This is a genomic window from Streptomyces sp. NPDC048258, from assembly GCF_043201995.1.
GTDB lineage: Bacteria > Actinomycetota > Actinomycetes > Streptomycetales > Streptomycetaceae > Streptomyces.
Window position 1 is genome coordinate 311,219 of the sequence record NZ_JBICZH010000008.1, and the last position, 23,213, is coordinate 334,431.

Here is a 23,213-nt window from a genome sequence, read left to right on the forward strand (position 1 = left end):
GTCGCCTCCGCTCGTCAGAACCGCAACGAGGCCGCCACCGGCAGGTGGTCGCTGGCGGTGGCCGGAAGGGTCCACGCGGACACCGGGGTGAGGTCCCTGACCAGGATCTGGTCGATGCGGGCGACGGGGAACCTCTCGGGCCAGGTGAAACCGAAGCCCGCGCCCGCCTCGTCATGGGCGGAGCGGAAGCGGCCCGTCACCGGCGCGAGGGCCCGGTCGTCGGTGGTCCCGTTGAAATCGCCGACCAGGAGCGTACGGCCGGCCGGGGCGCCGGCCAGAGCACCGGCGAGGCGGCCCGCGGCCGCGTTGCGGCGCTCGGTGGTGAAACCCGAGCCCAGGCGTACGCGTACGGAGGGGAGATGGGCGACGTAGACGGTGAGCGGGCCGGCGGGGGTGTCGGCGGTGGCCCGCAGGGCACGGGTCCACGGCATGATCGGCACCGGGGCCGTGTCGCGCAGGGGGTAGGTGCTCCACAGACCGACCGTGCCCTCCACCACGTGGTACGGGTGGGTCCCGGCCAGCGTCTGCTCGTACTCGCGGACGGCGGGATCGGTCAGCTCCTCCAGCGCGATCAGCTGGGCGCCGGAGGCGGCCAGGGCGCGGGCGGTACCGGCGGGGTCGGGGTTCACGTCGTCCACGTTGTGGGTGACGACGGTGAGGTCCGCCGCTCCGCCGGCGCCCCGGTCGAGGAACGTGCCGCCGTGGAGCGCCGCCCAGGTGAGCGCGGGCAGCAGGACGGAGATCAGCGCGACGCGGGAGCGGCGCAGGAGGGCGGCGGCCGACAGCAGGACGACGGCCACGCCGGTCCAGGGCAGGAAGGTCTGGACGAAGCTGCCGAAGTTGGCGATCCGGTTCGGGATCCAGCCGTGGAGCAGCATCAGCAGGGTCGTCAGGACGGCCAGGGTGGCGGTGATCCGGCCACGGCGCGCCGAGCGGCGGGCAGGGGGCAGGGCCCGGCGGTGGCCGGGGGCCGTCGCCGTCGGTGCGGGGGAGGTCTCGACCTTCATGACCTTGTGGACGCGCGCGACCGGCATCGGGGTTCTCCTCCCGGGGAAGAAGGAAGCCCCGCGAAGCCGGGCGCCGTCGGCTCCTCTCGGCCCGACGCCACCGCTGCTCGGCCACCGCTGCTCAGCCACCGCTGCTCAGCCACCCGGGAGCAGCCGGGTCTCGGCGCTCGGCAGCCCCTTGGCCCACCAGTGGCCGTAGCGCCCGTAGACCTTGGGGTCCCGGGTGGCGAGGAACGCGACGAGCGACCCGGCCTCCGCCGCCAGTCCCTCCCAGACGCGGCCGGGAAGGGGGTGGAAGGCGGTGGCCTCGATCCCGCCCTCGACGGGACGCCAGACGCCGGCGACGTACCCGTCGACCAGCAGCGTGGGCAGCACGTCGCCGTTCATGCGCGTCACGTGCTTGCGATAGGCGGGAGGTATGACACGGCCGCGGTCGGCGTAGGCCAGCAGGATGCTGTCCCACATCGCCATCAGCCTGGGCGGGGCGGGAGTGTCCCCGGCCGGCCGTGGCGCGCCGGGAACGTCGTACAGCACCGTGCCGTCGGGGCCCGTCAGTTGTTCGAGCCCGTCGGCGAGCGCGCTCACCGCCGCTCTGACCCTGGCCCGCTGGACCAGCGCGAACTGGGCCATGTCCGCCACCGACGCCGGCCCGAAGCCCTCCAGGTAGCGGCGGATCAGGGCCTGCAGACTCCCGGCGGCCACGTCGGGGTCCGCCAGCACGGGCAGCGCGCCCGCCGCGACGTACGAGGGCCGGGTCTCGAACGACCAGGGCCCTCCCGTGCGCGCGTGCCACAGCGGCGCGTACTGCCGCAGCATCCGCTGGGCGCCCGACTCCATCGGTGCGCCCAGTCGCTCCGCGAGCCAGCCCCCGATCTCGGCGGAGGTCCGCGGCCTGTCGGCGTACCGCAGCAGATCCGGCACCAGTACGCCGGCGTCGTCGGCGGTGAGCCCGGATGCCGTGAAGCGCGCGTCGCCGAGTCGGGAGCCGCGCAGCGTCGGCTCCATGGCCTCGCGGAAGGTCCGGTAGTCCTCGGCGTGGACCGCGTGCAAGGTGAGCCGCATCAGCGTCGCCTTGACCAGCTGGTGACCGGCCACGGCCGTGTCGAGGCCGGCGGGGTCGAAGCCGTTCAGCCTGTTCCACAGCGCGATGTACGGCGATGCGGGCTGCTGTGCCTGCAAGGCGACCACACGCCGCATCGCGTCGGCGACGTCGAGCGACTCGCGGTCCAGCAGCAACTGTCGGGCGAGCGTGGCCCGGTTGAGCGCGTGCGCGGTGATGTCCATACCGGGATTCTGCCGTCAGGCCGTCCGGCGCCCCGACCGGGCCCGCCGCATCCGGCGGCGGCGGATCAGGAGACCGCCGGCCGCGCCGGCCAGCGCGGTCGCCGCCACACCCGCCGTCGTCCACCAGACGGCGTCGTCCGAGGCCTCGGCGGGCGGCGCCTGCGCCGGAGGGGCAGAGGCGGGCTGTGCGGCGGGAGTCGTGGGAGTCGGTACGGGGGCCGGGGCGCTGGAGGCCGGGGTGCCGGGCGCCGGGGTGCCGGGCGCCGGCGTACCGGTCGTGGGCGCCGGATCCACCACCGGCACGGCGACATCGAGTTCGCCGTGTCCGAGAGCGGGGAAGCCCACGTCGACGGTGACCTTCCAGGCGCCCGGCGGCAGCGTCTCGGCCGTGGTCCAGCCGGCCGGTGACGCGCCGGGATCGCGGACCAGGCGCCAGGAGCCGAGCGAGCGGGAGCCGTCGGCGCTGACGGCGTTCACCGTGGCCGCGACCGCCTCTTCGACGGCGTCCCCGTCGTTCTCCCAGGTGATGTCGGCGGTGACGTGGCCGTTGCGCTGTCCGGTCACCACCACCTTCACGGTGTCGCCGTGGGCGTGGGCCGCGACGGGGGTCAGGAACATGAGGCCGAGGGCGGCCAGCAGGGCGGGGAAAGCGATGCGTATGCGCATGGTGGCGGTGCTCCGGAGGACTGGGGTGAGGGGCCGGGGGGGGGGCGCCCCGGGGGGGCCGCCCCCCCGGGGGGGGGGGGGGGGGGGGGGGGGGGGCGGGGCGGGGGGGGGCCCCCCCCCCCCGGGGTGGGCTCAGGGCGTCGGGGCTGACCGCCGGTCGGTCGACCGGCCGGTCAGCAGCTCGCCCGACCGGTCGGTCAGCCGGACTTCTGGACGGTCCAGGCCTGCGTGGCGCGGCCGTCCGCGCGCTGCAGGTCGAGCAGCCAGTTCCCGTAGTAGGGGCGGTTGCTGACGGTCAGGGCGAAGCCGCCGCTGGGATCCGTGACGGCCACCGCGCCACCGCGGGCCGTCAGCTTCCAGGCCTGCGCGGCGTTCGAGCCGCAGGGCTGCTGCACGACCCACATGCCCGCGGCCGGGGTACCGCCCGGCTGCAGGCACTTGCCGGAGACCGCGGACCGGATGCGGACCTGCCCGCTGCCCGCGTCGTCGAAGTACCACTGCTGCTGGGCGTATCCGTTGGCACGCGCACCGACGAGCACGGTGCCGTCGGCGCCGCGGCCGCCCCACACCTCTGCGTTCATGCCGGTGCTGCCGTTGCCGAGCAGGTACCGGGCACCGGGGGTGGTCGTACCGCCGCCCGCGCCCGTCGTACGGAAGGAGGCGGCCTTGCCGGGTCCGCTGTCACGGCCGGAGCCGTCGCGGACCGAGACGGCGACCGTGTACGCGGTACCGGGCTGGAGGTTGTAGATGCGCAGGGCCTGCGACTGGACCCAAGCCAGGTGCTTGCCGTTCAGCAGGACCTGGTACCAGGAGGCGCCCTCGACCTTCGGCCAGCTCACCACGACCGAGTCGGACTGGATCTGGGCCGCGGTCACGGCCGGTCCGCCCGTGGGCTTCTTGGTCGGCGTCGGCGTGGGCTTCTTGGTCGGCGTCGGAGTCGGGTTCGGGTTCGGACCGGGGTCGGTGCCGTTCCCGCCCTTGTTCCGCATCAGGAACTGGTTGTCCGCGATGTTCCAGTGCGTGGCCAGGTAGCTGCCGGCCTTCGGACTGGTGTGGAAGTAGTCGTCGTGGTTGCAGTCCAGGATGTTCTCGGACGCCTGGTTGGTGCAGATGTTGCGCATCTGCGGGTAGTACGGGGTGTCCGAGTAGCACATGACGTCCCACTCGTCCGTGCAGTGCGCGCCCCGGCTGGTGTTCGGGGCGCTGTTGTTGACCGCGCCCAGGTTGTGGCCGAGTTCGTGGGCGGCGGTGTGGCCGCCCCAGCAGCCGGAGTCCGTACGCCCGTAGGAGGGGCCGAAGTTGCTCAGGTTGGCCTGGCCGGGCCGCTCGTCCCCGTTGAACGTGCCGATGCCGCAGTAGACCTGGGTGTCGGCGAAGATCATGTACTTGCGGTCGCGGCGGTCGAGTCCCTTGCCGGCGAGCGCGGAGTTGGTCGCGCTGAACTCGGCCAGTGCCGAGTCCGGGAGCTCGATGTTGAGCACGGTCGGCGTGCAGTCGGCGGCCGTCACGTAACGGATGTGCCGGATGCCGCCGGTCTCCTGGGCACTCGCCGAGTAGATGAGGTCGGCGTCCGCCGCCCACTTGCGGAACGAGGCGACGTACTCGGAGTAGCGGTCGCGGCCGGGACCGTGGACGTAGACGACCTGGACGCGGTTGCCGGTGCTGCCGTCGCCGTCGCACTGGACGGTCTGGCCGGCGGGGCCGGCGGCGACGGTCTGACCACCGGTCGCGGCGGCGGGCGGGGGTGCGTCGGCCTTGGCCTTGGCGGACCCGGCATCGGCAGCGGCGGGCGCGTCCTGAGGACGCCCGCCGCCTTCCGTGGTCGCCGGGTCGTCGGTCGCGGGGCGGGCCGGATCGGCCGCGGGAGCCTTCGCCTGGACGGCGGGCTGGATGTCCTTCGTGATGTCGACGCCCTTGGGCGGGGCGTCGGGGCCGTGGGTGCACTGCCCGGCGCCGGTGCGGTACACGCCGACGCACCGGTCGCCCTTCGGCGCGGCCTCGAGGCCGTCGTAGACCATGCCGCGGGCGCTCTCGTTGGCGGGCGCGCTCGATATCGGCTCCGGGTCCTGGTCCCGGGCGGGTGCGGCCGCCGGCGAGGCCGCTTCCGCGGCGGCCTCCACGGGGGCCGCCGCCTGGGCTCCGTCGCCGAGTCCGGAGTAGGCGATGCCTGCGGCGATCACCGCCGCCGCGGCAGTGGCGGCGGTGAGCAGTATCAACCGCCGGGGTTTGCGGCGGTGTTCGCGCCGTCTGCGTCGTCCTGTCATGGGCACCTCAAATCGTGATCGGATCACTGGGTGCGCGGAAGCCTGCCAGACGAATGCGCCGGAGAATTCGGACAAAGGGGAGGGTGCTTCGAGAAATCGTTCCGTTACCTGTCGATCAGATTTGACGAACCGTCAATCTCCAATAAAACAAGGGAAGTTACGCGCGTCGCAGGTGATTGGTCCAGGCCTTCCCGAGGGAGTCGTTATCAAATCGAGATATACGGGGTTGGCTTGTTGACGGGAATTCAGTCAGGGATTCATCTAATTACTACCTGTCGAATTGCCTCCGTCACGACCCGTGAGGAACCGTCCGCATCCCCCAGGTAGCCCCCGACAACGGGACAATCACCGCCGTCCCGGCGAACGGGCGTCCCGTGGGGGGAGGCTGACGGGACCACGTCCGGCCGCCAGGGTGAGCGGGACGGGGCCGCGCCGCCGGTAGGGTGCTGCCTCTGCTCGATTCCACCGCAAAGGGGCAGGGGAACAGAGAGGCACCGCACGCCGTGACCGCCGCATGGGACACCATCACCGCCCTCGCCGCCCGCTTCGACGCCTCCGACGCGGAGAAAGGGCTGAAGCCGGAGGAGAGCCACCTGCTCCAAGTGCTCAAGATCGGCGAGGAGTTCGGCGAAGCCGCCCAGGCCGTGATCGGCGCCAAGGGCACCAACCCCCGCAAGGGGCACTCCCACAGCTGGGAGGACGTCCACGACGAGGTCTGCGACGTCATCATCACGGGCATGGTCGCCCTCGCCCGGATGCGACCCGACGCCTCGGCCCACTTCGCCCGGCAGCTCGCCCTGAAGGCGGGCAAGTTCCTGCCCGCCCCGGAGGAGAGCGGCACCTGACCTAGGTCGTGTCGTCAAAGTCCCGTCTGGCTGGTGGGGCCTGGCACGCACTCCCCCAGACTCCGCCCGGGGGACCCCCAGCCGCGTTGTCGTCGGTCACCGACGTCCCCCAGCTACCGCTGGGAGGTGCCCCCACCGCGTCGATTCCCTCCTCCGCCTTGCGATCGCACGCGCCAGACCCCACCAGCCCCGCCCTTCGGGCGGCCGACGCTACTTTGACGGCACTCCCTAGGGCGAGTCCAGGTTTGACCGCCCCGGCGGCCGGACAGCTCCGGCGCAACGGCGCGAGCCGTGGGTGCGGCGGGCCGGTTGGGCCCGCCGCACCGCAACGGAAGCGTCCGCCGACGGCTCAGCCGACGATGGCGCTCAGGTCGATCCGCGCCAGGCGCTCGGGGTCGGTGAGGATGTCGAGGGCGGTGATCTTCCCGTCGACGACGGTGAACGCCATGACCGAGAGCGGCCGGCCCTGCGATACGGAGACCACGCCGGGGGTGCCGTTGACCAGCACCGGGTGGCCGGCCTCGGCGAACCGGGCGAAGGTGATCGCCTGGGAGGCGACTTCGGTCGCGCCGCGGCGGAGCAGGCTGGGGAGCAGCGCGCCGCCGTCGGAGCGCGCCACGACCTCGGGGTCGAGGATGGCGACGAGGGCCTCGAACTCCCCGCCGCGCGCGGCGGCCAGGAACGCGTCGACGACCTCCCGCAGGCGGGTCGGGTCGGTGTCGGGAGCGGGAGCCCCGCCCTGGACGCGGCGGCGGGCGCGGCTGGCGAGCTGCCGGGTCGTGACGGGCGTACGGCCGAGGACAGGGGCGATCTCGTCGAAGGGCACGGCGAACATGTCGTGCAGGACGAAGGAGAGGCGCTCGGCGGGGGAGAGGGTCTCCAGCACGACCATCAGCGCGATGCCGACCGAGTCCGCCAGGAGCACCTCCTGCTCGGGGTCGAGGCCGTCCGCTCTGCTGACGACCGGGTCCGGGAGCCGGACCTGCCCGTCCTGGTCGTGCAGCGGATCCTCGCGCCGGGTGGTGCGCGAGCGCAGCATGTCCAGGCACACCCGGCCGACCACCGTCGTCAGCCAGCCGCCCAGGTTGTCCACGGCGTCGGCATCGGATCGGCTCAGCTTGATCCAGGCCTCCTGTACGGCGTCCTCCGCCTCGCTGAGCGAGCCCAGCATGCGGTAGGCCACGGCCCGCAGATGGGTGCGGTGCTCCTCGAAGCGCTGCGCCAGAACGTCTTTCTCGCTCACCCGTCACATCCCCGTGTTCGGTTCCTTCGTCAGTGACGGACGATAACCGACGGGATCATCGCGGTGATCTCCTATTCCAGGGGCTGGAGTTCGGGACGTTTCGCGCTGCGGCCGTCGCCGGAGGAGCGGCCGCGCAGGCGGCGTCCGATCCACGGGCCGAGGAATCCGGCGACCCAGCGCAGTTCGGCTCCCGCGGCCTGCCGGCGACCCGGGACCGGCCGGGGCGGCAGGGGGAGGGTCCAGCTGTCGTCGCTTCCGGGCAGGCCGATGGCCTGGGCGAGGGCCCCGGCGATCCGGGCGTGGCCGACGGGGCTCGCGTGGAGCCGGTCCGCGGTCCACAAGCGCGGGTCGGTGGCGACGGGGTGCCGGCCGATCTCGGCGACCGTGACCCCGTGGCGTGCGGCGGCCGCGCGGATGCGGGTGTTGAGGTCGGACACGCGGGACGCGAGCGGCCGTGCCAGCGGCACGATCTCTCCCAGGTCGGGGAAGGTCACGGTCACCACGTGGGCTCCGGCGGCCGTGAGCGCGGCGAACATCTCCTCCAGGTGCCCGGCCACCTCCGCGGCGTCGAACCGGGGCCGGAGCAGGTCGTTGACCCCGGCGACTACGGTGGCCAGGTCGGGGCGCAGGGCCAGGGCGGGCCCCAGCTGTTCGGCGCGGACCTGACCGGCCGTGCGTCCCCGTACGGCCAGATTGGCGTAGCGGACCCCGGGGTCGGCGGCCGCGAGGTGCTCGGCGAGCCGGTCGGCGAAGCCCCGCAGGCCGGCCGTGTCGTCGCCGTCGCCCATCCCTTCGGTCTGGCTGTCGCCCAGGGCCACGTAGCGCAGGTACTCACCGTTCGGCACGGGTGGCCTGCCTTTCCTTCAGGACGGCCGCGGTCCGCAGGCACCACTCCCGGTGGCCCTGCTCGAAGGCGATGCCGCGCAGGCACGTCAGGTACCCGCCGATCCGCTCGCCGCGCAGCAGGAACTCCGCCTCGTCCACGTCGCCCCGCATCCGCCGCAGCAGTGTGTCGAGCAGCTCGATCTTGGCCTCGGCGGCGGACGCCCGCTCTTCGAGCTGTGCGATGACCGGCGCCGTGCCGATGCGGTCCGCCGTCTGCACCTTGACGAGCAGGTCGTCGCGGATGACCGACGGCTTCGCCGCCGCCGCGGCGAACTCCTCCAGCGCGGCGCGGCCGGCGTCGGTGACCTGGAACAGCCGCTTGTTGGGCCGGGTCTCCTGGACCACCTCCCGGCCCGCGACCAGTCCTTCCCTCTCCAGCTTGGCCAGCTCGGCGTACAGCTGCTGGGGGAGTGCGGGCCAGAAGTTCGCGACGCTGATGTCGAACACCTTCGCCAGCTGGTACCCGCTGTACTCGCCGTCCAGCAGCGCCGCCAGCACGGCATGTCTCAAGGCCATCGCGGCAGCCCCTTCCCTGTCTCGTCCGTCCGGTGCATGATACTCAAGAAAGTGACTAGTCAATTCCTTGAGTATCAGGAGGGGTCATGGAGACTGCCGAACGGTTCCGCGCCGCCGTGGAGAAGCGCGATCTCGCCGCGCTGGACGACCTGTTCACCGAGGACATCCGGCTCTACAGCCCGGTGAAGTTCATCCCGTTCGAGGGCAAGCCGATGGTGCTGGGACTCTTCGGCGTCCTGCTGCGCGTGTTCGAGGACCTCCATTACGTCGGACACCTGGAGGGGACGGCCGAGACCAGCGGCGACGGCGCGGAGGCCCCGTCGGCGATCCTGCCCTTCCGGGCCGTCGTGAACGGCAAGCAGATCCACGGGATCGACCTGCTCCAGCTCGACGAGGCGGGCCGGGTCAAGGAGTTCACCGTGATGGTCCGCCCCCAGTCCGCCGTGCACGCCCTGGGCGAGGCGGTACTCGCCGGCCTGGTGGCCGACGGCCTCGTCCCCGGCGCCCCCGACACCCCCTAGAGGCGGTTCTCCCCGTCTGCGAGGATCAGGTCGGCGGCGTAGTGCGGGCAGGCCGCGGTGTGCCAGGTCACCGACAGCACGCCCGCCACGGCGCACAGGGTCCGTGCGACGCCTTCCTTGTCGGTGGCCTGGCAATACGGGCAGACGACGGTCTTGGGGCGCAGGGAATCGAGCACGGTCACGTCCTTCCCGCGGGCAGTGCGCACACCGGAGCTGTCCAGAAGTATCAAATCCCGGCACTATCGGGTCGCGATACCCGCCGGTACGTACAAACCGTTCTCGTTCGCCGTGTCTACGGGTGGCGTCGGACGACGCGGGTCTCGGCGGCGCTCGCGTCGTTCCCGGTACTCGGGTCGAAGGTGGCGGAGGAGACCTCGGCCAGCGCCGTGACCGGACCCGGAGTGCCGGGCCGTACGGTGACGCGGAAGGTACGCGACTGCCCGGCGCCGATCCGTCCCGCGTTCCAGGTGATCCCGGTCTTCGTGGTCCGCCGGGCCGGCGGTGAGGACTTCACCACGTGCAGCGGGGCGGGCTTGGCCAGCGTCACCACCACGCCGTTCGCGGGGGACAGGCCGTGATTGGTGACCGTCACGGTGTAGGTGTACGGGCTGCTCGCGCGGGCCGTGGCGGGCGCCGTCAGGGCGACCGCGACGTCGGCCGCGGGCGCGCCGACCGACACGCGCCCGATCCGGTTGCCGATGAGCTCGGTGAACCACATGTCTCCGTCGGGGCCGGCGGCGATGTGGAAGGGGGTGTTCTCCAGGTTGGGGGTGGGCACGGGGAATTCGGTGATTCCTCCGCGGGTGGTGATCCGCCCGATCCGGTTGGCGTTGGACTCGGCGAACCAGAGGTTCCCGTCCGGGCCCGCCGCGATGCCGACCGGCCCGCTGTCGGTCTCGGGCAGCGGGAAGGTGGAGACGGCGCCCCGCGTGGTGATCCGGCCGATGCTGTTGAGCGTGGGGTCGGTGAACCAGACGTTCCCGTCCGGGCCGGCGGTGATGTTGAACGGAGTGCTGTCGGGGTCGGGCAGCGGGAACTCGGTGATCTTGCCGGCCGGCGTGATCCGCCCGATCCGGGTGGCGCCCTGTTCGGTGAACCAGAGGTTGCCGTCCGGGCCGTTCGTGATCCGGTACGGGAACGTGTCGGGGTGGGGCAGGGGGAACTCGGTGACCTTGCCGGCCGGTGTGATCCGCCCGATCCGGTTCGCGCCGTTCTCGACGAACCAGACGTTGCCGTCCGGGCCGCCGGTGATGCCGATCGGGTAGCCGCCGGCAGTCGGCAGCGGGAACTCGGTGAGCGTGCCGGCGGGGGTGATCCGCCCGATCCGGTTGGCGGCGGACTCGGTGAACCACAGATTGTCGTCGGCTCCCGTGGTGATGTCGTCGGGGAAACCGGAGGTGACCGGGGGGAGCTCGGCGACGGCCCCGTCGGGGGCGATCCGCCCGATCCTGTTGCGGCCCCCCTCGGTGAACCACACCTTCCCGTCGGGGCCGGCGGTGATCCCGACCGGACCGCTGTCCGCGGCGAGTTCGAACTCCACGATGTCACCCACGTCGGCCTGGGCCTGTCCGGCGAGCGCGGGCAGACCGAGCAGACTGCAGGCGAGCAGGACGGCCAGGCGGCGACCCCGCCTCGGGCGTCGGCGCGCCGGCAGGGACGGGGCAGTGGTCAGGGGCATGGAGGCAGCACCTTTCGGCCGGGGGAGTGCGACGGCCCGCTCGCCGTGCGGAGGTGATCGCACCTGAGCCTAGGAGCACGAACCGCGCCCGACCTGGGACGACGGGCGTCCGAACGGGTTCTGTTCGGACCGGGGTTGTCAGTGCTGCGTGGCAGGATCGGACACATGAACCTTCCTGTCCCCCTTCCGTCGGAACTCCACAGGTCGGAGGCGTACGCCGATTGGGTGCGCGCCCACGACCCGGGGGCGGAAGCCGCCGCGGTCGACCTGCTCACCGACGTGCGCGACCGCATCTCCCGGGCCTACCCGAAGGCGGGCCGGGCCCTGGAGGGGATGGAGTACCTCGCCCGCGCGCTGCCGCCGCGCCACCTGCCCTGGTTCTGGGACACGATGGCCCACCGGCTCGTCTCCTGGGACCTGAGGGCAGCCGGGCGGGCGTACACCCTGGCCCGCACCGCGGAGCGCGAGCACGCGCTGCCCGTGGACGCCGGCTGGCGCCGGGAGAACGTGCTGCTGCTCGCCGGCGCCGGGGCCCTCCCGGTCAAGGAGTTGAGCGGCCACCAGGGATGGCTGGCCGGCGTACTGGACCCGGCCGAGGCGCACGCGGAGTACATACGGGTCCTCACGGCGTGGGCGGCGTCGCCCGGCGAACTCCCCGCCGATCTGGCCCGCAGGGTCCGCGCCTCGGTGCGTGCCGCCGGCCTCGACCCGGCCGAGGAGGCCCGGGTGCTCGCCCCGATGATCGGCGCCGCGCGCGGGAAGTCCGTACCGGACCGCCTGCTCGACGCGGTCGCCGCACTGCTGGCCGACCACCCGCAGGACGACGAGGTGAACGCCGTGTTGCTGGAGGTGTTCCCGGAGTCGAAGAACGACGCGGCGGCCTGGCTGCGGCTCCTGCTGGCCTCGGGCGCGGCCGACGCGGTGGTCGCCGGGCGGATCACCCCGGAGGGCGGGATCGCCGCCTGGCTGGGGCGGTACACCCGCGCGTACGGCCACCACAAGGTGCCGTACGGAGGCGTGGCGCGACAGCCGATGCCGCCCGAACTGCTCGACCTGGTGACCCGGTTCGCACCCCGGCTGCGCGCGGCCGGCCGGCCGCTGCGGCTGCACGAGGACCGCTGGCGCTGGCCCGGGCTGGACGCCGACCTGCTCGACCTCTGCCTCGCCGAGGGCCTCGTGGTGGAGGACCCGGGCGAGGCGGTCAGGCTCACCTTCTGGGGTGAGCGGTCGCGGCGCGGCCTCAAGGCCCTGGCCGCGGACCCGGTGTTCGGGCCGCGTCTGGAAGGCACCGTGCACGCCGCACTGCGGGGCGCGGGCACGGCGATCACCCGGCTCCCGGAGAACGCGGGCATCGCCGCCGAGGTGCACGCCCGCGTCGAGAGCCTGCTCCGTGCACTGGCGGGCGGCGGACTGGCCGCGGCGGACGAGGCCGTGGACGAGTTGCGCGACCTGCTGGACCGGCCGACGGCCACGGCCCTGGACGGCATCGAGGAGGTGCTGGCCTCCCTGGACCTCGCGGGTTCGCTCGCGCGGACCCTGCGGGCCGGGCTGCCGGAGGAGCTGGGCTGGCCGGCCCTGGAAACGGCCCTGGCGGACTTCGACCCCGGCGAGATCGCGGGCGTGACGTGCACCTGGCCCGTCCTGACGGTGTACGGGCGGGACAAGGCCGTCGCCGTCGACCACGCGGGCGTCCGCGCCTCCTGCGCGTACCGGCTGCCCGAGGACACGGCGCGCAACGTCGTCCACTTCGCGGGCGGACAGTTCCTGGTGAGCTGGACGACGGACCCCAAGAACTCCTTCGGCACGTACGCCTTCTGGTCCGGCAGCCCCGACGAGATCTTCGAGCCGCAGGAGACGTACGGGCTGCGGCCGTACACCGAGAGCATCCAGGGCGGCCTGGGTTACCAGTTCGAGAGTGCGGACGGCGGAGGCCGGCACGACGGCGAGCGGGTCCTGCGGCCCGGCAGCCGCGACGGCATCGGGCACCACGACTTCCAGATGAGCGACGGCGCCCGCTTCTGGAGTTCCGTGGTCTTCCAGTCGAGGAACGGCTGGGCCGCCGTCGACCCCGTGACGGGAGCGCGCGGCACCGACGGCACACTGCCCGAGCGCCACGGCACGGCCGAGGTACCGCCGGGCACGGCCGTCTTCCGGGACCAGTTGACCCTCGCGGCCCTGCCGGAGGGCGCGCCCGCCTCACCCCTGGGCCAGGACGGCGCCCTGACGGGCTGCCGGGTGCTGTACCGCACGCCGTACGCGGGGCCGTCACCGACCGACTTCCTGCTGGAGGGCATCGACGGCCGCCGCGCCCGCTACCGCAGCAGGCGCCCGGGCCGCCGGCCCTGGGGCATCGTCCGCATGCCCCAGGGCGGCGAGGACGCCGTGCTCGCCGGCGAGTCGAGAATCCGCTGCCACGCCGCCGAGGACGGCTCGCTCCTGTGGGAGGCCCACGGCTTCCCCGGCTCCGACCGCCCGCGGCGGGCCGCCGCCCACAGCGTGGGCCCCGTGCCGCCGCCCGCGTACTGGCACTTCCTCACCCCCCGCGACGAGCCGGGCTCCAAGGCACTGCGCGCGATCGGCGAGGACGCCGTACGGGCGCTCCTCGACGCGGCCGGGGCGCAGTGCGAGGACGCCGAGGCCGACGCCGCCGTACGCGCCGAGATCGCCCGGGTGCTGCCCGAGGTGACCGAGCCGCGCGTGGTGGACGGTGTGGTGCGCGCCGCGCTGCTGGCAGCCGATGTCCGGGGGCGGCGCGAGGAGTTGTCCCGGCGCGTCGGCATCATGCGGTCGGGGCCGGTGGTGGAGCTCGGCTCGGCCGTCCCGGACACCGTACTGGCGCCCGCGCTCGGCGGGCTGCTGCCCATGGTCCGCCCGTACCAGGCCTACGTACCGGGCCCGCGGCCCGCGACACTGACGGCGGTCGCGGCCGACGGCCGGTACCTGCGGGGCGAGATCGACGACGAGACGCGCCGCCTGGCCCTGCCCGCGGCGCCGGACGCGTGGTCCGTGCTGGTGGGCGGGATCGACGCGGTGGCCTGGCGGGCCGCCGTGGAGACCACCGACGCCGAGGAGCGCGCCGCCCTGGCCGCGCTGCTGGAGACCTGGAGCGGACAGCCGTACGCCGAGCGCGGAGGCGAGTGGCGCACCGGCCGGGCACCCGAACGGGAACTGGAACGGTGCCGGGCGGCCGGGCGGTTCGTGGCCTCCGGCCCCGAACGGGGCGGCGTGGCACCGTTCGTGCAGCCCGCGGCCGACCCGGCGCCCGCCGCCGACGCCGTGGACTGCGCGACCTTCACCATCGCCCGCGACGACGCGGCGCGGCTGCCCCGGCTGCTGCGCCTGGTGGCGGAGCGGGGGCCGCTCGCGCTGTCGCCCGAGGCACTGGACGTCTTCTCGTGGCGTACGGGTGCCCGGCGCTCGATCGCCGCCCTGGTGCTCGGCGGGCTGCCCGACCGGGAGAACCACGACGAGCACCTGAAGAGGCTGCGGGCGGCCCCGTACAAGGCGAACAAGGCCATGGCCCGGGAGTACGACGACCTCTGCCGCCGGCTCGGCGACGCCGGGCGGCGGGCGGTGCTCGCCGCGGGCGTCCCCGAGGACCCGGCCGAGCTGTGGGCGCGGGGCGGGATGACCGCGGCGGCCGAGCGGATGGCCGCCGTCTGGGCGGAGCTGCTCGGCACCACCCCGTACGTGGACGAGGGGCTGGCCGGGGCGCTGGAAGCCGACCTGGGGCTGGGCGACGGCTGGGCCCGCGCCCTCGCGGTCGGCGGGGTGCCCGCGGAGGCCTCCTTCCCGAGCGCCGGGTTCGTCCTCGTCGGCAACCGGAGCGGCGGACTCAGCCTGCACCACGCCGAGGCGGACGGCAGCGCCGGCCGCTGGGCGATCACCGGGCGGTCCTTCCACTCCGAGCCCGCGTCCGTCGTGGCCTGGGCGCTCACGGAGCGTCCGGTCGGTGATCCGGCCGCCGCGGGCGCCGTCGCCCTGTACGGCACGCTGCGGGCGCTGCTGGACGACCCGGGCACGCTGATCCCGCTGGGCTGGCACTTCGAGCTGGGCCGCGCGGCGGCCGAGGACCCGGCCTTCACTCCGTACGCGGGAACCGTGCTGCCCTGCCCGGAGCCCCTGTACCGCGAGGACACGGAGCCGTCCACGGCCTGCGACGACGGCCTGTTCGTCGTGGCCGTGCCGGGTCGCGACGTGTTCCTGCGGCCGGCCGCACTGGCCGATCCGGAGCGGGTCGCCCGGGCGGTGCGGCTGTGCGGCGAGCTGGGCCTGCCCGGCCTGCTGGAGGCCGTCCGCAGGGTCCAGGCGGTGTGCGGCGAGGGGCTCGCCCGGATGGTCGCCCGCACGGCCTCGACCCCGGTGCCGCCGGGCGGCCACGAGCTGAACCCGGCGCTGAGCACCCCGGAACTGGTCGGCGAGGTCATGGCCGCCCTCGGGGTCGGGGCGGACGCGGCCGCCCTGTACCTCCAGCTCCTGTCCCTGGCCCGGCCCACGGACCAGAACGTCCGCCGCTGGAACGGCTGGACTCCCGCCCGCCACAAGGCGGCCCAGGCGGAACTGGCGGCCGCGGGCGCCGTACAGACCGGCAGGCGGGCCCGCGCCGGCCGGACGGCGTTCGTTCCGGGCGCGTGGACGGAGTTCAAGGCACCGCACCTCCCGGTGGAGACCGCCAAGCTCCCGGCCCACCTGGTGTCGGCCGGGACCTCGGAGCCCCAGGGGCCCTTCACCCGCTTCGTGTCCCCGGTCCCGCCGCACGAACTGTTCACCCGCGCCTGGGCGCAGACGCGCGAGGGGGCACAGGGGTAGGCGCCGCGGGATCCGGCAGCGGCTTCCCCTCACACGTGGAGTCCTGGGCCGGCAGGCGGCCTTCGACGAGGAAGTCCTCGACGTACGTGTCCACGCAGCTGTTGTGCGCCTGGTACACGCCGTGGTCGCCGCCGCCCACCGTGATCAGGCGCGATCCCGCGAACCCTCGGTGGGCTCGCAGTGCGCCCTCGTAGTGGGTCGCCGGGTCGTGGACCGAATTGAGCATCAGGACGGGCGGCAGCCCCTCACCCGTGACCTCGATGTGCGGCGCCGTGGAGCGCGGCCAGGCCGCGCAGACCGAAGCGAACGTCAACTCCCTTGCCCCGGCCATGGGATGGCTGAGGGTGTCGGCTTCGCTCCTCTTCACCCAGTAACCGGTGCTGCGCGTCCACGGGGTGTCCGAGCAGACGACGGAGAAGAAGGCGGCGGCGAACCCCGCCTCCATGGGGTGCTTGAGCTTCTGGGCGAGGGCCTGGCGGGCGGCCGAAGGGGCGCTGTCCGGGTGTTCCAGGACGCCGAGGGCGGCCGCGAGGTCGGGGAAGAAGTCACCGCTGTAGACGGCGCCCGTGGCCGCCGCGTCGAGGTGGTTGGGCGTGATGACGGTTCCGTCGAGGTCCAGGGGGCGCTCGCGCAGCGCCGCCCGCAGCCCTTCGTAGCGCGCTCCGGCCTCCTGAGGGGTCCGGCCCAGGTGGTACGTGGCGTCGTTCCTCGCCAGCCAGGGCAGGAAGTCCTCCTCGAACCGGCGCTGGAAGCTCAGCGGTTGGCCGGTCATGAAGGTCTGCCAGCTGCCGGTGAAGCCGATGTTGCCGTCGAGCACCACCCGGTCGACGCGGCGGGGGAACTCGGTCGCGTAGTAGGCGCCGAGGAAGGTGGCGTAGGACGGGCCGTAGTAGGAGACCTTGTCGGCACCGAGGAGTGCGCGGTAGAGGTCCATGTCGTGCACGGCCTGGTCGGTGGTGATGTAGGGCAGCAGGTCCCCGGAGTTGCGCCGGCAGTCGCGTACGAAGTCCCGGGTGCGGTCCAGGGTGCGGCGGACGGCCTGCCCGCTCAGGTCGCGCAGGTCGCCGCTGCCGAACAGGGCGTCGACGGTGTCCTGGTCCGAGCAGACCACGTTTGTACTGGCCCCGACACCGCGCTGGTCGAAGCCGACGATGTCATAGGCGGCCGCCAGTTTCGGCGCGTACGAGGCCAGTCCGGCGGGCCGGCCCAGGCCCGAGGCGCCGGGTCCGCCGGCCGCCATCATCAGGACGCCCCGGCGCGCGGCGGGGTCCGCGGCCCGGTGCCGGGACACCGCCACCGTGAGGCTCGGTCCCGCGTCGGGGTGGTACCAGTCGCGGGGCACGGACATGGCCGCGCATTCCAGCGAACCGTTCTTGCACGGCTGCCAGTCGAGCCGCTGATGCGCGTACCGCTCCGGTACGGGAGGTGCGCCGGCCGGGGTCGCGCCGTGCGCGGCGGACGTGGGCAGGACGGTCGCGGGCAGGGCGGTCGCGGCGAGGATCCCGCAAGCGGCGGCCACGGCCCAGCGCGCCGGTTTCCTGAGCAAGTGCATGTGCTGTTCTCCCCGTTGGGGCGGATCGGTCGTGCTCAGCGTCCTCGAACGGGTAGGCCTCGCGCGATATCGCTACGACCCGTACCCGTGGTGGCACTGGTGCCACCGCACGGGCGCCTTTAGCAGAGGGAACGCGCACCCGTGCGTCGCCGGCGGCGGAGTTCACTCCTTCCGGTGGCAGTCGGCCCCTGGGTTGCCGTCCGTTCCGCCCGGGCCTGCTGTCATGGGCATTGCGGCAGGGGCGTGAGGGAGGGGAGGAGCGGGGGATGGGCTACGCGGGGCTCGGATTCTGGATCCTCACCGCCGGCATCGGCGGGTACCTGCTGACGGTCTGGCTGCGCGAGGGCGGCTGGCGGCAGCGCGCCGTGGGGATCACCCGCCTGCCGGTGCCCGTCATCCTCGCCCACATCCTGCTCGCCGTCGTCGGGCTGTGCTGCTGGACGCTGTTCACCTTCTCCCGGGCGGACTCCGCGGGGCGGGCGGCCTCCGCGCTCGTCCTGATCGTCGCCTCCCTCGGAGCGGTCCTGCTCTTCCGCTGGCTGCCGAGCCGCGGCCGCCACTCCCGTGACGGGGACGCCGCGGCCGAGCGGAACTTCCCCGTCGCCGCCGTCGTCACCCACGGAGTCAGCGCCGTCCTCACCGTGATCATCGTGGTCACCACCGTGATCTACGCGACCTGACCACCGCACCTCAACAGGGTGCCGGGGCCCGGCGGACCCCCCGTCGTACGCGCAGTACGTCCGCCGTCAGCTCGTCCTCCAGGGCGAGGCCGGCCTGCGCGAGCTCCTCGCGCAGCGCCCGTACGGTCATTGGCCTGAGCAGGAAGGACTCCTGCGCCCGCCGCAGGATCCGGCCCTGACGGCACACCAGGTAGGCGTAGTCGCAGCGGATCCGGCCGTCCTCGGCGCGCGCGGTGACCTGACCTCGGTAGGTGTCGATGCCCAGCCGGACCTCGCCCAGCGAACGCCGGGTGGGACGGGCGGGGAGCCGGGCCGGCGGGCGGTCCAGGAAGAGCAGGCCGCCCGGCACCAGCAGATCGGCCACCATCCGCCACAGGGCGCGCCGCTCCTCGGGCGGCAGGCACGGGACCAGCCGGAGGCAGACCGCCAGATCGGCCTGCTCCGTGAGCGACAGGTCGAGTGCGGAACAGGCGTGCACGGTGACCCGGTCTGCGGCGGAGCGGCCGACCGGGGGGTGCAGGCGGGAGAGCAGCAACGACCGCATCGTGGCCGCGGGTTCGACGGCGTGGACCGGCACGATCGACGCGTCGATGAGCACCTCGGTGACCAGGCCGGTTCCCGCGCCGATCTCGACGATGCCGATGCGGGCCGCCGCCGCCGCTCCGGCGAGCGCCTGCGCGTGCCGGTGGTACGAGCGGGCGTGCAGCAGGTCGTAGAACTCGGCCGACACGGCATACGCCTCGGCCGGTCGTGTGTCCACCCCTATGTCCATCGGGCCATCATCGCCGGACGCGGCCCGGCCCACGAGCGCACGATCCGGCCACCGGGCCCTGTCGGGCCGGACGCCCCTCGCGCGCGGTCGGGCTGGCGGTGTCCGACACATGGCCCGGCCGGACTATGGGGGTCACAGCCATGGGAGCGGCAGGTGGACATCGCGCATGATTCCGGCCATGACAAGCGGAACCACTCCCGCGTCCGACCGGACGGCACCCGATCGGACCGCAGGTGTCGACCTGGCGGGCCGTACCGCCCTGGTGACCGGCGCCGGCAGCGGCATCGGGCGCGCCTGCGCCACAGCCCTCGCCGCGGCCGGGGCCCGCGTCCACGTCGTGGACATCGACGCCCGGGCGGCCGCGTCCGTCGCCGAGGAGATCGGCGGCCGCCCACACGTGGTGGACCTGGCCCGCGCCGACCTCATCGAAGGGCTGCCGGCCGACGTCGACATCCTGGTCAACAACGCCGGACTCCAGCACGTGGCCCCCCTGACCGAGTTCCCCCCGGACCGGTTCGACCTCATCCAGAAGGTGATGGTCCACGCCCCGTTCCTCCTGCTCCGCCGGACCATGCCGCACATGCGCGCACGCGGTTGGGGCAGGATCGTCAACATCTCCAGCGTCCACGGGCTGCGGGCCAGCGCGTTCAAGGCCGGATACGTGACCGCCAAGCACGCCCTCGAAGGGCTGAGCAAGGTCGCGGCCCTCGAAGGCGCTCCGCACGGCATCACCAGCAACTGCGTCAACCCGGGCTACGTACGCACGCCCCTGGTGGAACAGCAGATCGCGGCCCAGGCCGCCGCCCACGGCATCGACCCCGAGCAGGTGGTCGGCGAGGTGATGCTCAGCCGCTCCGCGATCAAGCGGCTGATCGAACCGGAGGAGGTCGCCGCCGTCGCCGTATGGCTCTGCGGGCCCCACACCGGCTACCTCACCGGCGCCGCGATCCCCCTGGACGGCGGCTGGACAGCCGCCTGAACTCCGCTCCGCGCGCACCGGCCGATCGCGATCAACGCGACCGGGAGCGTTGGGCTCGCAGCCGCCCATCCGGCGATCGGCGCATGCCTGCGGAGTGGACGAGACTCACTCCGGAGCCGCCCGCCGAGGCCGGCTGACCGGCGGAACCTACCGGTCAGCACGCCGCGCGCGGTCAGGAAGCCGCGGCTGCGTAATGATCGAGGTACTCCTGGAGGTGGGGGACCAACGAGATGTCCGGGTTGGTGGTGTTCAGGTGCATCCACAGCTCGTTCTCCACCACGAAACGGTAGGCGAACTCCTCGAAGGTCGAGGCGCACCGCACCAGTGAGTCCGCCGCCGCGGCACGGAACTCGGCCGCCTGTGCCTCGTCCAGCTCCTGCCCGGCGAGCTCCAGGTCGAGGTGCGAGCAGACCACGAACGTCTCCCCTGAGGGGCGCAGGTACAGGTACCAGATGACGCAGTCCTGCTGATCCCGCAGGAACCGTACGAGGCGGGCGCCGTCCTCGGCCGGGCTCTGCAGCGGTCCGGACAGGTCGCTCCAGCAGGCCGTCACCGACACCTCGTCGAACGCGCGGCAGAGGCTGCCGCTGCTGTAGAACGTGCGGAAGTCGGCGGGAAGGCGCAGGCCGAGAGGCGCCAGGTCTGCCTCCACAGCCGCGAGGTGCTCCCCGTGACCCGGCCGCGGCCCGTCCGTCGCACCCGGCCCGCCCAGCCACCCGAAGCCGCCGTCGAGGCCGTGGGCGTCCAGGGAGGGCAGGCTCTCCAGCGGGTAGACCTCGTAGGTGAACTCGCACGGCCGGTACGAGCCCAGGTCGGTGGCGCACCATCCGGTGGGGAAGCGGAAGGGTGCGGGGGCGGGTGCGGACATGAAGAATCCCTTGGATGTCGCCGGTTCAGCGGTACGGTCACATCTTCGTACCCGCCACTGACAACGGACCTCGCCATTCCTGCTACCCCACCCTGGACTCCCCGTCACGGACGCCGCTGATCGGGTGTTCTGCGCTGCCAGCCGGTGTCCGCGCTGCCGCCCGCGGGTAGTGCGCCGCGCATGACCGGAATTGAACTCAGCAGCGCCGCGTTCGACGATCACACCGTGATCCCCCGCCGGTACAGCGGGGAGGGGGAGAACATCTCGCCGCCCCTGACCTGGTCGGCGACGCCCGAGGGGACCGCTGAGCTGGTGTTGCTCTGTGAGGACCCGGATGCGCCGGGAGGTACCTTCCTCCACTGGCTGGTCACCGGCATCGATCCGGGGGTCACCGGGGCCGAGGAAGGGCAGAAACCTCGGGGCGGGCTGCCGTGGCCCAATGACTTCGGGCACGTGGGCTGGGATGGGCCGATGCCTCCGCCGGGGCACGGGCCGCACCGCTACTTCTTCCGCCTGTACGCCCTGTCCGAGCCGCTCACCCTGCACGGCCGGCCGGCGGCCGACACCGTGCACCGCGCGGTCGAGGGCAGGGAACTGGCCGTCGGCACTCTGGTCGGCACGTATCAGCGCTGATCGCAGCCATGGGCGCCGTACCGCCGGACGGAGCAGGCCGACGGGCCGTCGCGCGGGCGCAGACCCCGCCTTTCTTGGCTCAGCGGCCTTTCCATGCAAAACCTGAGGTCGATTTCCCTTTTGAAATGATGGAGAGTCACGCGGCGTACACTCTGGGCGATTTCGCTATTTGACGTAGCGTCCAATAAAGGGTCGCGATGCTTCAAGTTTACGTAAAGTCATGCACCGTCAGATTCGCAAAAATGGCCTGGACCAAGGGTCGCGAGATGGTCAACTGGCGTCAAATCTAGGTTGATTGACGAATCGTCACATCACCTCTCATCGGTGATTGAATGGGCGACATCTTCGCGCGTAGATCAACGGCGTTCAGATCCCTCCATCTCTCTGGCAGGATTCCCGGCACCCAATCCATTCAAGGAAAGAGGTGCGGTTGTGCCTGGTCGTAGAGGACCTGAACCTCAGCTTCACCGGCAGCGCAGGGGCGTCGAGCCGCCCGGTTGTGACGCCCGGTCAGTCGCGAGCCGCCGCTGCCGTGAGGTCTTGCCGTAGCAGGGATGCAGGGCGGCACACTGCCCCACCACGGGGGTCCGCCGAGCTGCGTGTCCGACGACCGGCTCCACCGCAAAACCGTCCCACCCACCAGGAGATTCATCCGTTGATGATGGGCCGCCGTCTCGCGACGGGGCACCCGCCTCCGCCGGGCAGCGCAGTTCACCGCCGCCTGCGGAACCGCAAGAACCTGGTCAGGAACGTATCGCCGGCGCGATGAGCGCGGCCGACGCCGACGGCATCACCGTCGGCCCATCGCCTCTGCTGCCCGCCCCGGTCCACCCCGGCAGCCTCACCGCCAATGCGGCGCCGCCCCGGGGCGGCTGAGCTGTCCACCCGTACCGCTGCTCCGGCGAGCGGCCGGCCGGCCGCCGGCTCCGAGCGCCGCACCTCGGAATGGTGGCGGACTCGCCGCAACCGCAGACCAGCGGTGTCCGTCGCGGCGGTCTGGGGGCGTGACGTTCCTGTGCGCTCCATTCGGTCCTGACCCTGACAGCGAGCTGACTACTCGTCACTTATCGGAGCGCCGCCAAGCAAGCAGGCAAGCAAGCAAGTTCCCGCATTCTCAGATCAAGGAGCATGATGCACAAACGTCGCGCGTCCCGCCGCAAGAAAGCGCTGATAGTCGCGATCACCGCCGCACTCTCCGGTGGTCTGCTGTTCGGCTTCGGCGCCCTCGCCCAGGCCGATGTGGTCAGCGGCACGGTCATCGGCGGGCAGGGCAACTACAACACCGTCAACCACCGGGCCAAGCCGTCCCTCTCGGCCCAGGTCAACGGCTCCTCGAAGGTCGGCGAAAGGATCCGGATGTCCTGCCGGACCACCGGCGACACCGTGGAGAACAACCCGCGGTGGATCTACACCGGCTCGTACTACATCGCCGACGCGTTCATCCAGGAGAACACCACCGGCCTGCCGGTCTGCGGCTCGAACCCGAACCCGAAGCCCACGCCCCCTGCCCCCACGACCGCGAAGACGCTCAAGATCGACATGCAGAAGCAGGTCAGGACCCAGTGGTGCTGGGACGCCTCCGGCGTGACCATCGCCAAACACTGGGGCCGCTCCGTCAGCCAGGAGCAGTTCTGCCAACTCGCCGCCCAGGGCACCTGGGTGAACTGCAACAACCAGCCCGCGACGCTGGAAGACATGGCCAACGGCCTGGCCAGGCTGGGGCTGAGCAACAGTGGCCGCAGCCTGTACCGCAACGCCTCGTTCAGCGAGTCCGTCGCCGAGATCGCCGCGGGCCGGCCGTTCGCCGTCCGGTTCGGCTGGCGCACCGGCGGCGGTCACATGAACGTCATCTACGGCTACGACAGCACCACCAACATGATCGCGGTCGGCGACCCGTGGCAGACCACCCAGACCTACACCTGGTGGAACCACTCCACGTACGTGAACAACAACTCGTTCCAGTGGACCCACTCCCGCATCGGTATCCAGGGCTGAGGAGAAGACCGACCAT

General features: G+C 72.8%; 19 protein-coding genes. 7 read left to right on the forward strand and 12 right to left on the reverse strand.

Going from position 1 to position 23,213, the window contains the following annotated elements; all coding sequences use genetic code 11:
- Nucleotides 1-14 precede the first annotated feature (14 nt).
- The 4 genes from ACGFYQ_RS20725 to ACGFYQ_RS20740 form a co-directional block, all read right to left on the reverse strand.
- Nucleotides 15-1,034 carry an endonuclease/exonuclease/phosphatase family protein gene (locus ACGFYQ_RS20725; RefSeq protein WP_393745850.1) on the reverse strand — a complete coding sequence of 340 codons (1,020 nt, stop codon included), beginning with the start codon at nt 1,032-1,034 and terminating at the stop codon, nt 15-17.
- A gap of 108 nt (nt 1,035-1,142) precedes the next feature.
- Nucleotides 1,143-2,291, reverse strand: coding sequence for a winged helix DNA-binding domain-containing protein (locus ACGFYQ_RS20730; protein WP_393745852.1), 1,149 nt, complete (start codon nt 2,289-2,291; stop codon nt 1,143-1,145).
- 15 nt (nt 2,292-2,306) lie between these two features.
- The gene (locus ACGFYQ_RS20735; RefSeq protein ID WP_393745854.1) at nt 2,307-2,957 is read right to left on the reverse strand and encodes a hypothetical protein; all 651 of its coding nucleotides are present in this window, start codon (nt 2,955-2,957) and stop codon (nt 2,307-2,309) included.
- Nucleotides 2,958-3,154: 197 nt separating this feature from the next.
- Nucleotides 3,155-5,173 carry an RICIN domain-containing protein gene (locus ACGFYQ_RS20740; RefSeq protein WP_393745856.1) on the reverse strand — a complete coding sequence of 673 codons (2,019 nt, stop codon included), beginning with the start codon at nt 5,171-5,173 and terminating at the stop codon, nt 3,155-3,157.
- A 551-nt stretch (nt 5,174-5,724) separates the two neighbouring features.
- On the opposite strand from ACGFYQ_RS20740, the gene ACGFYQ_RS20745 reads away from it, so the two are divergent.
- The gene (locus ACGFYQ_RS20745) at nt 5,725-6,066 is read left to right on the forward strand and encodes a MazG-like family protein (RefSeq protein WP_393745858.1); all 342 of its coding nucleotides are present in this window, start codon (nt 5,725-5,727) and stop codon (nt 6,064-6,066) included.
- Between the two features lie 349 nt (nt 6,067-6,415).
- Here ACGFYQ_RS20745 and ACGFYQ_RS20750 read toward each other — a convergent pair whose 3' ends face one another.
- The 3 genes from ACGFYQ_RS20750 to ACGFYQ_RS20760 form a co-directional block, all read right to left on the reverse strand.
- Nucleotides 6,416-7,309 carry a sigma-70 family RNA polymerase sigma factor gene (locus ACGFYQ_RS20750; RefSeq protein WP_393745860.1) on the reverse strand — a complete coding sequence of 298 codons (894 nt, stop codon included), beginning with the start codon at nt 7,307-7,309 and terminating at the stop codon, nt 6,416-6,418.
- A gap of 71 nt (nt 7,310-7,380) precedes the next feature.
- Complete coding sequence (locus tag ACGFYQ_RS20755; protein WP_393745862.1) at nt 7,381-8,154, reverse strand: SGNH/GDSL hydrolase family protein; 774 nt, start codon at nt 8,152-8,154, stop codon at nt 7,381-7,383.
- Nucleotides 8,141-8,710 carry a PadR family transcriptional regulator gene (locus ACGFYQ_RS20760; protein ID WP_393745864.1) on the reverse strand — a complete coding sequence of 190 codons (570 nt, stop codon included), beginning with the start codon at nt 8,708-8,710 and terminating at the stop codon, nt 8,141-8,143. The genes ACGFYQ_RS20755 and ACGFYQ_RS20760 overlap by 14 nt, the downstream gene beginning before the upstream one ends.
- Before the next feature lie 86 nt (nt 8,711-8,796).
- Between ACGFYQ_RS20760 and ACGFYQ_RS20765 the strand changes: the two genes are divergently transcribed.
- Entirely contained in the window at nt 8,797-9,231 is a 435-nt protein-coding gene (locus tag ACGFYQ_RS20765) for a nuclear transport factor 2 family protein (protein ID WP_393745866.1), read from the forward strand.
- On the opposite strand, the gene ACGFYQ_RS20770 is transcribed toward ACGFYQ_RS20765, so the two are convergent.
- Both ACGFYQ_RS20770 and ACGFYQ_RS20775 read right to left on the reverse strand, forming a co-directional pair.
- A complete protein-coding gene (locus ACGFYQ_RS20770) occupies nt 9,228-9,407 on the reverse strand; it encodes a hypothetical protein (protein WP_393745868.1) in 180 nt (59 codons plus the stop codon). The genes ACGFYQ_RS20765 and ACGFYQ_RS20770 overlap by 4 nt on opposite strands.
- A 116-nt stretch (nt 9,408-9,523) precedes the next feature.
- Nucleotides 9,524-10,909 carry a hypothetical protein gene (locus tag ACGFYQ_RS20775; RefSeq protein ID WP_393745870.1) on the reverse strand — a complete coding sequence of 462 codons (1,386 nt, stop codon included), beginning with the start codon at nt 10,907-10,909 and terminating at the stop codon, nt 9,524-9,526.
- Nucleotides 10,910-11,074: 165 nt separating this feature from the next.
- Here ACGFYQ_RS20775 and ACGFYQ_RS20780 point away from each other — a divergent pair, with 165 nt between their 5' ends.
- Complete coding sequence (locus ACGFYQ_RS20780; protein ID WP_393745872.1) at nt 11,075-15,718, forward strand: hypothetical protein; 4,644 nt, start codon at nt 11,075-11,077, stop codon at nt 15,716-15,718.
- Here the strand turns inward: ACGFYQ_RS20780 and ACGFYQ_RS20785 are convergent.
- The gene (locus tag ACGFYQ_RS20785) at nt 15,675-17,270 is read right to left on the reverse strand and encodes an alpha/beta hydrolase (RefSeq protein WP_393745874.1); all 1,596 of its coding nucleotides are present in this window, start codon (nt 17,268-17,270) and stop codon (nt 15,675-15,677) included. The two genes, ACGFYQ_RS20780 and ACGFYQ_RS20785, sit on opposite strands and share 44 nt — an antisense overlap.
- 266 nt (nt 17,271-17,536) lie before the next feature.
- Here ACGFYQ_RS20785 and ACGFYQ_RS20790 point away from each other — a divergent pair, with 266 nt between their 5' ends.
- A complete protein-coding gene (locus ACGFYQ_RS20790; RefSeq protein ID WP_393745876.1) occupies nt 17,537-17,950 on the forward strand; it encodes a hypothetical protein in 414 nt (137 codons plus the stop codon).
- Nucleotides 17,951-17,960: 10 nt separating this feature from the next.
- On the opposite strand, the gene ACGFYQ_RS20795 is transcribed toward ACGFYQ_RS20790, so the two are convergent.
- Complete coding sequence (locus ACGFYQ_RS20795; RefSeq protein ID WP_393745878.1) at nt 17,961-18,722, reverse strand: class I SAM-dependent methyltransferase; 762 nt, start codon at nt 18,720-18,722, stop codon at nt 17,961-17,963.
- Nucleotides 18,723-18,900: 178 nt separating this feature from the next.
- Here ACGFYQ_RS20795 and ACGFYQ_RS20800 point away from each other — a divergent pair, with 178 nt between their 5' ends.
- A complete protein-coding gene (locus ACGFYQ_RS20800; protein ID WP_393745880.1) occupies nt 18,901-19,701 on the forward strand; it encodes a 3-hydroxybutyrate dehydrogenase in 801 nt (266 codons plus the stop codon).
- Nucleotides 19,702-19,873: 172 nt separating this feature from the next.
- Here the strand turns inward: ACGFYQ_RS20800 and ACGFYQ_RS20805 are convergent, their stop codons facing one another.
- Nucleotides 19,874-20,569 (reverse strand): hypothetical protein, encoded by a 696-nt coding sequence (locus tag ACGFYQ_RS20805; protein WP_393745882.1) that lies wholly within the window; start codon nt 20,567-20,569, stop codon nt 19,874-19,876.
- A 180-nt stretch (nt 20,570-20,749) separates the two neighbouring features.
- Between ACGFYQ_RS20805 and ACGFYQ_RS20810 the strand changes: the two genes are divergently transcribed.
- A complete protein-coding gene (locus ACGFYQ_RS20810; protein WP_393745884.1) occupies nt 20,750-21,202 on the forward strand; it encodes a YbhB/YbcL family Raf kinase inhibitor-like protein in 453 nt (150 codons plus the stop codon).
- A 1,128-nt stretch (nt 21,203-22,330) separates the two neighbouring features.
- Complete coding sequence (locus ACGFYQ_RS20815; RefSeq protein WP_393745886.1) at nt 22,331-23,197, forward strand: papain-like cysteine protease family protein; 867 nt, start codon at nt 22,331-22,333, stop codon at nt 23,195-23,197.
- Nucleotides 23,198-23,213 lie beyond the last annotated feature (16 nt).

Bases quoted from the DNA above. Each gene is read 5' to 3' on its own strand.
- ACGFYQ_RS20725 (WP_393745850.1), bottom strand. From the start codon at position 1,034: ATGCCGGTCGCGCGCGTCCACAAGGTCATGAAGGTCGAGACCTCCCCC.
- ACGFYQ_RS20730 (WP_393745852.1), bottom strand. From the start codon at position 2,291: ATGGACATCACCGCGCACGCGCTCAACCGGGCCACGCTCGCCCGACAG.
- ACGFYQ_RS20735 (WP_393745854.1), bottom strand. From the start codon at position 2,957: ATGCGCATACGCATCGCTTTCCCCGCCCTGCTGGCCGCCCTCGGCCTC.
- ACGFYQ_RS20760 (WP_393745864.1), bottom strand. From the start codon at position 8,710: ATGGCCTTGAGACATGCCGTGCTGGCGGCGCTGCTGGACGGCGAGTAC.
- ACGFYQ_RS20765 (WP_393745866.1), top strand. From the start codon at position 8,797: ATGGAGACTGCCGAACGGTTCCGCGCCGCCGTGGAGAAGCGCGATCTC.
- ACGFYQ_RS20775 (WP_393745870.1), bottom strand. From the start codon at position 10,909: ATGCCCCTGACCACTGCCCCGTCCCTGCCGGCGCGCCGACGCCCGAGG.
- ACGFYQ_RS20780 (WP_393745872.1), top strand. From the start codon at position 11,075: ATGAACCTTCCTGTCCCCCTTCCGTCGGAACTCCACAGGTCGGAGGCG.
- ACGFYQ_RS20785 (WP_393745874.1), bottom strand. From the start codon at position 17,270: ATGCACTTGCTCAGGAAACCGGCGCGCTGGGCCGTGGCCGCCGCTTGC.
- ACGFYQ_RS20790 (WP_393745876.1), top strand. From the start codon at position 17,537: ATGGGCTACGCGGGGCTCGGATTCTGGATCCTCACCGCCGGCATCGGC.
- ACGFYQ_RS20795 (WP_393745878.1), bottom strand. From the start codon at position 18,722: ATGGACATAGGGGTGGACACACGACCGGCCGAGGCGTATGCCGTGTCG.
- ACGFYQ_RS20800 (WP_393745880.1), top strand. From the start codon at position 18,901: ATGACAAGCGGAACCACTCCCGCGTCCGACCGGACGGCACCCGATCGG.
- ACGFYQ_RS20805 (WP_393745882.1), bottom strand. From the start codon at position 20,569: ATGTCCGCACCCGCCCCCGCACCCTTCCGCTTCCCCACCGGATGGTGC.
- ACGFYQ_RS20810 (WP_393745884.1), top strand. From the start codon at position 20,750: ATGACCGGAATTGAACTCAGCAGCGCCGCGTTCGACGATCACACCGTG.
- ACGFYQ_RS20815 (WP_393745886.1), top strand. From the start codon at position 22,331: ATGATGCACAAACGTCGCGCGTCCCGCCGCAAGAAAGCGCTGATAGTC.